4 protein-coding genes and 1 pseudogene are annotated in these 8,002 nt (G+C 70.9%); 4 read left to right on the top strand and 1 reads right to left on the bottom strand.

The window, feature by feature from the left end; genetic code table 11:
• Together BMW99_RS21115 and BMW99_RS21110 are read left to right on the top strand one after the other, a co-directional pair.
• Nucleotides 1–465, top strand: a pseudogene (locus BMW99_RS21115) (hypothetical protein); the annotation flags it as partial.
• A 224-nt stretch (nt 466–689) separates the two neighbouring features.
• Entirely contained in the window at nt 690–893 is a 204-nt protein-coding gene (locus tag BMW99_RS21110; RefSeq protein ID WP_069464908.1) for a cold-shock protein, read from the top strand.
• A 102-nt stretch (nt 894–995) separates the two neighbouring features.
• Here BMW99_RS21110 and glgP read toward each other — a convergent pair whose 3' ends face one another.
• On the bottom strand, nt 996–3,605 hold the full coding sequence (gene glgP / locus BMW99_RS21105; protein WP_069464909.1) for an alpha-glucan family phosphorylase: 2,610 nt from the start codon (nt 3,603–3,605) through the stop codon (nt 996–998).
• A gap of 409 nt (nt 3,606–4,014) precedes the next feature.
• Here glgP and BMW99_RS21100 point away from each other — a divergent pair, with 409 nt between their 5' ends.
• Entirely contained in the window at nt 4,015–6,000 is a 1,986-nt protein-coding gene (locus BMW99_RS21100; protein ID WP_069464910.1) for an alpha-1,4-glucan--maltose-1-phosphate maltosyltransferase, read from the top strand.
• Entirely contained in the window at nt 5,997–7,697 is a 1,701-nt protein-coding gene (treS, locus tag BMW99_RS21095) for a maltose alpha-D-glucosyltransferase (protein WP_069464911.1), read from the top strand. The genes BMW99_RS21100 and treS overlap by 4 nt, the downstream gene beginning before the upstream one ends.
• The last annotated feature ends 305 nt before the right edge of the window (nt 7,698–8,002 follow it).

Below are 8,002 nucleotides of genomic sequence, written 5' to 3'. Positions count from 1 at the left end.
GGCGGCTGCACCGCCGCACAGCTGCTGGGCAACCCGGGCTTCGAGACGGGCACGGCCGCGCCGTGGACCGCCTCCAGCGGCGTGATCGACAACAGCACCGGTGAGGCCGCCCACAGCGGCTCGTGGAAGGCGTGGCTGAACGGCTACGGCACCACCCACACCGACACGCTGTCCCAGTCGGTGACCGTGCCGGCGTCCTGCACCACCGCCACCCTCACCTTCTACCTGCACATCGACACGGCCGAGACCACCACCACGACCGCGTACGACAAGCTGACGCTGACCGCCGGCTCGACGACGCTGGCCACCTACTCCAACCTCAACAAGAACACCGGCTACGCCCAGAAGTCGGTGAACCTGTCCTCCTACGCCGGCCAGACGGTGACCCTGAAGTTCACCGGCACCGAGGACTCCAGCCTCCAGACCTCGTTCGTCATCGACGACACCGCGGTCAACGTGAGCTGAACCGGCCGGCCGGCTGAGCCGAACGGGCCGGACCGAACCGATCAGCACCGAGCCGTCCGGGTGGCGCACCAGTCACCCGGACGGCCGGACGTACGTCCGGATGATTGCGATACGGGTGCACTTTTGGCTTTTGCCGGAATTCATCGGTGTGGGGTGATCATCTACGGCGATCCCGGTCCGTACAGTGCGGATCTGGAAACTGCCCCACCAGTAGGAGATGGATTATGGCAACCGGAACCGTGAAGTGGTTCAACTCGGAAAAGGGCTTCGGCTTCATCGAGCAGGACGGCGGCGGCTCCGACGTCTTCGCGCACTACTCGAACATCATGGCGCAGGGCTACCGCGAGCTGCTCGAAGGCCAGAAGGTCGAGTTCGACGTGACGCAGGGCCAGAAGGGCCCGCAGGCCGAGAACATCCGCACCGTCTGACCGATTCCCACCGGGCGGTCCCACCGCCCCGACCGGCTGCCGCGAGGCCCGCACCCTCCGGTGCGGGCCTCGCGCACGCCCAGGTCCCACCCGACGTGCCCCCTAGCGGAGCACCCCCGCGGTCATGCCCTGCGCCTCGGCCGGCACGGCGAGCAGGCCCAGCTCCGCCGGTGAGGCCAGCAGCGGGTGGGAGGGCAGGACCCGCACCGTGTAGCCGAAGGCGCCGGTGCGGTCGAGGGTCAGCGGCCCCTCGTAGTTGTGGCGCCCGGAGATGTCCGGCCGGCCGGACGGCTTGAGGGACAGCACCGACGGCGCCGGCAGCCGGTCGGCCGCGTCCACCCGCCCGGACAGCAGCTGGACGTCGACGTCCGTCGGGTCCAGGTCACCGAGCGCGACCTGGGCGCGCAGCGTGAGGGTCGACCCCAGTTCGGGCGTGCCCTCCACCGACGAGGTCTCCACGTGCTCGACGGAGACCTGCGGCCACTGCTGGCGCACCCGCTTCTTCCAGGCGGCCAGCTCCTCGGCGGCGGGACCCTCTATGGCCCGGTGCGAGCGGGCGGCCGGCGCGTACAGCCGGGTGACGTAGTCCCGCACCATCCGGCCGGCGAGCACCTTGGGCCCGAGCGTGGTCAGGGTGTGCCGGACCATCTCGATCCACCGCTGCGGCAGCCCGTGACCGCCGGTGTCGTAGAACCGCGGCGCGACCTGGTTCTCGATCAGGTCGTACAGCGCCGCCGCCTCCAGGGCGTCCCTGCGGTCCTCGTCGGCCAGACCGTCGGCGGTGGGGATCGCCCAGCCGTTGTCGCCGTCGAACCACTCGTCCCACCAGCCGTCCAGCACCGACAGGTTCAGGCAGCCGTTGAGCGCCGCCTTCATCCCGGAGGTGCCGCAGGCCTCCAGCGGGCGCAGCGGGTTGTTGAGCCAGACGTCGCAGCCCGGGTAGAGCAGCCGGGCCATCCGCATGTCGTAGTCCGGCAGGAAGACGATGCGGTGCCGCACCCGCGGGTCGTCGGTGAACCTGACGAGCTCCTGCACGAGCCGCTTGCCACTGTCGTCGGCCGGGTGGGCCTTGCCGGCGACCACGATCTGGATCGGCCGCTCGGGGTGCAGCAGCAGCTCCATCAGCCGGTCGGGGTCGCGCAGCATCAGGGTGAGCCGCTTGTACGACGGGACGCGGCGGGCGAAGCCGATGGTGAGCACGTCGGGGTCCAGGACGTGGTCGGTCCAGCCGAGTTCCGCCTCGCCGGCGCCGCGCTGCCGCCAGGACGCGCGCAGCCGGTGCCGCACGTCCTCCACCAGCTGCTCGCGCAGCGTCCTGCGCAGCTCCCACAGCGCGGAGTCCGGGATGCCGGCGCAGCTCTCCCAGCGCTCGGCGCCGCCGACGCTGAGCGCGTCCTCGGCGACCTGCTGGCCGGCGTGCGCGGCGCACAGCCGCTGCACTTCGGGCGCCACCCAGGTGGGGGCGTGCACGCCGTTGGTGATGGAGGTGATCGGCACGTCCTCGGGGTCGAACCCGGGCCACAGCCCGGCGAACATCTCCCGGCTGACCGCGCCGTGCAGGGTGGACACCCCGTTGGCGCGCTGCGCCAGCCGCAGCCCCATCACGGCCATGTTGAACAGGTTGGGGTCGCCGCCGCGGTGCGTCTCCATGCCGAGTTCGAGGATCCGGCCGATGTCGACGCCCTGCAGTTCGCCGCCGTCGCCGAGGTGACGGCCGACCAGCTCGCGGTCGAACCGGTCGATGCCCGCGGGGACGGGGGTGTGGGTGGTGAACACCGTGCCGGCCCTGACCGCCTCCAGGGCGGCGTCGAAGTCCAGCCCCTCCAGCGCCAGCTCCCTTATGCGCTCCAGGCCCAGGAAGCCGGCGTGCCCCTCGTTGGTGTGGAACACCTCCGGCTCGGGGTGGCCGGTGATGCGGCAGTAGGTGCGGACGGCCCGGACGCCGCCGATGCCCAGCAGCATCTCCTGGAGCAGCCGGTGCTCGCTGCCGCCGCCGTAGAGCCGGTCGGTGACGTCGCGCTCGGCCGGCTCGTTTCCCTCGACGTCGGAGTCGAGGAGCAGCAGTGGTACCCGCCCGACCTGGGCCTTCCAGATCCGGGCGTGCAGCGCGCGGCCGCCGGTCAGCTGCAGGGTGACCCGGGCGGGCACGCCGTCGGCGTCCCGCAGCGGGGTGACGGGCAGCGAGTTGGGGTCGAGGACGGGGTACTGCTCCTGCTGCCACCCCTCGCGGGACAGCGTCTGGCGGAAGTAGCCGTGGCGGTACAGCAGGCCGACGCCGATCAGCGGCACCCCGAGGTCGCTGGCGGCCTTGAGGTGGTCGCCGGCGAGGATGCCGAGGCCGCCGCTGTACTGCGGCAGGGCGAAGGTGATGCCGAACTCGGGCGAGAAGTAGGCGATGGCGGCCGGCAGGTCGCTCTGTTCCTGGTACCAGCGGGGGTTGGCCGTGTAGTCGGCCAGGTCCTCCGCGGCCGCGGCCAGCCGGCGCAGGAAGCGGCGGTCGGTGGCGAGGGCGGCGAGGCGCTCCTTGGATACGGCGCCGAGCAGCCGCACCGGGTCGCCCTGGGCGGCCCGCCACCCTTCGGGGTCGACGTAGCGGAACAGCTCCCCGGTCTCCTGATGCCAGGACCAGCGGAGGTTCTGGGCCAGTTCCCCCAGCGGGCGCAGAGGTTCCGGCAGGACGGTGCGCACGGTGAAACGACGGATTGCCTTCACCCTTCGACCGTAGCTCCGATGGCGGGGGAGTCACCGGGTGCTGTCCGCAAACCGGTGGTTCAAACGCTCGAACGGCGGCTCACGGAGGCGAGTGTTGGGCCGGTCGGCCGCGCGGGCGTGCGGTGCCGGAAACCGGTCGCGCTCCCGAAACGCCGTCAGGTCATGCGTTCCCGGGCGGATCGCGGGGCAGGCTCCGCAGTGTCCGTGCGACGGAGGCATCCACCCGGGTGAACGCGTACCCGGGGGGCCGTGCGGGCAGGCCGGCACCGCCAGGAACAGTTAAAAAGAGCGTGAGCCCCCCTTCGCCGTCACCCGATCCCGACGGCACCGTACAAGCCGCCCCGTACAAGCCGCCCCGTGCACGCCGCCCGTCCCGAAGTCCCGGTACCCCGAGCTGCCAGGTGAGGAAATGATCGGTCGTATTCCTGTCGTCGATGTCCGTCCGGCCGTGGACTGCGGCCGAAGGCCGGCCAAGGCTGCCGTCGGCGAGACGTTCGAGGTGACGGCCACGGTGTTCCGCGAGGGCCACGACGCGGTCGCCGCCAACGTGGTGCTGCGCGACCCGGCCGGCCGGTCCGGGCCGTGGACGCCGATGGCCGAGCTGAGCGAGGGCAGCGACCGGTGGGGCGCGCGGGTGACGCCGACCGCCGAGGGCCGCTGGACGTACACGGTCGAGGCGTGGTCGGACCCGGTGGCCACCTGGCGGCACACCGCGGGCATCAAGATCCCGGCCGGCATCGACAGCGAGCTGGTGCTCGCCGAGGGCGCCCAGCTCTACGAGCGGGCCGCGAACGGGGTGCCGAAGAACGACGGGCGGCCGGCGGTGCTGGCCGCGGTCGACGCGATGCGCGACGCGAAGCGGCCCGCGCCGGCCCGGCACGCGGCGGCGCTCGCGCCGGACGTGGTCGCGGCGCTCGACCGGCACCCGCTCCGCGAGCTGGTCAGCGCCTCCCGCCCGATGCCGCTGGTCGTGGAACGGGAGCGCGCGCTGTTCGGCTCCTGGTACGAGCTGTTCCCCCGCTCGGAGGGCGCGGTCGTCGAGGGCGGCCGGCCGGTGCGCTCGGGCACCTTCCGCACGGCGGCCGAGCGGCTGCCCGCGGTCGCCGCGATGGGCTTCGACGTGGTGTACCTGCCGCCCATCCACCCGATCGGCACCGCGTTCCGCAAGGGCCGCGACAACAGCCTGGAGGCCGGACCCGACGACGTCGGCTCGCCGTGGGCGATCGGCTCGCCGGAGGGCGGCCACGACGCGGTCCACCCCGACCTGGGCACGCTGGAGGACTTCGACCACTTCGTGGCGCGGGCCCGCGAGCTGCGCCTGGAGGTGGCGCTGGACTTCGCGCTGCAGTGCTCGCCCGACCACCCGTGGGTGGCCAAGCACCCGGAGTGGTTCACGCACCGGGTGGACGGCACGATCGCCTACGCGGAGAACCCGCCGAAGAAGTACCAGGACATCTACCCGATCGCCTTCGACCAGGACTTCGCCGGGATCGTCCGGGAGACGCTGCGGGTGCTGCGGCACTGGATGGACCACGGCGTGCGGATCTTCCGGGTCGACAACCCGCACACCAAGCCGGTGGTGTTCTGGGAGAAGGTCATCGCCGACATCAACCGGACCGATCCGGACGTGATCTTCCTGGCCGAGGCGTTCACCCGTCCGGCGATGATGGGCCTGCTCGGGCAGGTCGGGTTCCAGCAGTCGTACACCTACTTCACCTGGCGTAATGACAAAGCGGAACTGACGGATTACATGAAGGAGTTGAGCGGGCGGACGGCAGGCTGGATGCGCCCGAACTTCTTCGTCAACACCCCTGACATCCTGCATGCGTACCTTCAGAACGGCGGCCGCCCCGCGTTCGAGGCCCGGGCCGTCCTCGCCGCCACGCTCTCCCCCAGCTGGGGCGTCTACGCCGGCTTCGAGCTGTGCGAGGGCACCCCCGCGCACCCCGGCAGCGAGGAGTACCTCCACTCCGAGAAGTACGAGCTGCGGCCGCGTGACTGGGCCGCCGCCGAGGCGGAGGGGCGCTCGCTGGCCCCGCTGCTCACCACCCTGAACCGGCTGCGCCGGCGTCACCCGGCGCTCCGGCAGCTGCGGGACGTCACCTTCCATCCCGTGGACAACGACGCGTTGCTCGCGTACTCCAAGCGGCACGGCGACGACGTCGTACTGGTGGTCGTCAACCTGGATCCGTTCCACACCCAGGAGGCGACCGTGTCGTTGAACATGCCGGCACTCGGCCTCTCCTGGCACGAGTCGTTCCCGGTGCGCGACGAGCTCACCGGCGACACCTACCACTGGGGCAGGGACAACTACGTGCGTCTTGAGCCGGGCCGCGCGCCCGCGCACCTCCTGTCCCTGCGACCGTCTCCATCGATCGGAGGGTCACTCAGTTGATCGTCAACGAACCCGTTCCTGACACCTTCGAGGACACCCCGGCCAAGGACCGTGATCCCGACTGGTTCAAACGGGCGGTGTTCTACGAAGTCCTCGTCCGCTCCTTCCAGGACAGCAACGGCGACGGCGTCGGCGACCTGAAGGGGATCACGGCCAAACTCGACTACCTGCAATGGCTCGGCATCGACTGCCTGTGGCTGCCGCCGTTCTTCGCCTCGCCGCTGCGCGACGGCGGCTACGACGTGGCGGACTACACCGCGGTCCTCCCGGAGTTCGGCGACCTGGCCGACTTCGTGGAGTTCGTGGACGCCGCCCACCAGCGCGGCATGCGCGTCATCATCGACTTCGTCATGAACCACACCAGCGACCAGCACGCGTGGTTCCAGCAGTCCCGGTCCGACCCGGACGGGCCCTACGGCGACTACTACACCTGGGCGGACGACGACAAGCAGTTCCCCGACGCCCGGATCATCTTCGTCGACACCGAGACGTCGAACTGGACCTTCGACCCGGTGCGCAAGCAGTACTACTGGCACCGGTTCTTCTCCCACCAGCCGGACCTGAACTACGAGAACCCGCAGGTGCAGGAGGAGATCCTGGCCGCCCTGCGGTTCTGGCTGGACCTGGGCATCGACGGCTTCCGCCTGGACGCGGTGCCGTACCTGTACCAGGAGGAGGGCACCAACTGCGAGAACCTGCCGCGCACCCACCAGTTCCTGAAGCGGGTGCGGGAGGAGATCGACGCCCACTACCCGGACACCGTGCTGCTGGCCGAGGCCAACCAGTGGCCGGAGGACGTCGTCGACTACTTCGGCGACTTCGCCGCCGGCGGCGACGAGTGCCACATGGCGTTCCACTTCCCGGTGATGCCGCGCATCTTCATGGCGGTGCGCCGCGAGTCCCGCTACCCCGTCTCCGAAGTGCTCGCCAAGACCCCGGCGATCCCCTCCGGCTGCCAGTGGGGCATCTTCCTGCGGAACCACGACGAGCTGACCCTCGAAATGGTGACCGACGAGGAACGCGACTACATGTACGCGGAGTACGCCAAGGACCCGCGGATGCGCGCGAACATCGGCATCCGCCGCCGCCTGGCCCCGCTGCTGGACAACGACCGCAACCAGATCGAGCTGTTCACCGCGCTCCTGCTGTCGCTTCCCGGCTCGCCGGTGCTGTACTACGGCGACGAGATCGGGATGGGCGACAACATCTGGCTCGGCGACCGTGACGGCGTGCGCACCCCGATGCAGTGGACCCCGGACCGCAACGCCGGGTTCTCCTCGTCCGACCCGGGGCGGCTGAACCTGCCGACGATCATGGACCCGGTCTTCGGCTACCAGGTCACCAACGTCGAGGCGCAGATGAGCTCCCCCAGCTCCCTGCTGCACTGGACCCGGCGGATGATCGAGATCCGCAAGCAGAACCGTGCCTTCGGCGTCGGCTCGTTCACCGAACTGCCGTCGAGCAACCCGGCGGTGCTGGCCTTCCTGCGGGAGGACGGCGACGACCTGGTGCTGTGCGTGAACAACTTCTCGCGGTTCGCCCAGCCCACCGAGCTGGACCTGCGGCAGTTCCGGGGCCGTCATCCGGTGGAGCTGATCGGCGGGGTGCGCTTCCCCGCGATCGGCACGCTGCCGTACCTGCTCACCCTCGCGGGCCACGGCTTCTACTGGTTCCGCCTGCGCCGCGACCCGTCGTGACGTCGGGGGGCCGGCCGCGTCTGGAGCGCCGGCCCCCTGGGTGAGAATGCGCTGCGGCGCTGAAACGGTCCCGCAGCGCTGACCTCGACGATCGCGGCCGCGCCGGCGGCGGTCGTGCGATGGCGCCCGAGTGGCCCGGTCCGGCTGTCGTACGGCGGTCGCGGCGTCCTCCGGACGGCCCAACGGCCGCGGGCCGGTGTGAGGCCATGGCCAAGGCCCGTCCCGAGGTGCGGTCATGACGGACCTTTGGCAGTATCCGTACATATCCAGCAGTAATCCCGCAGCAGCCCGTACGGCGGTTTCCT

The sequence above is a fragment of the Actinacidiphila rubida genome, from assembly GCF_900110255.1.
Taxonomy (GTDB): Bacteria; Actinomycetota; Actinomycetes; order Streptomycetales; family Streptomycetaceae; genus Actinacidiphila; species Actinacidiphila rubida.
This window is presented reverse-complemented; position numbering and strand designations above follow the sequence as displayed.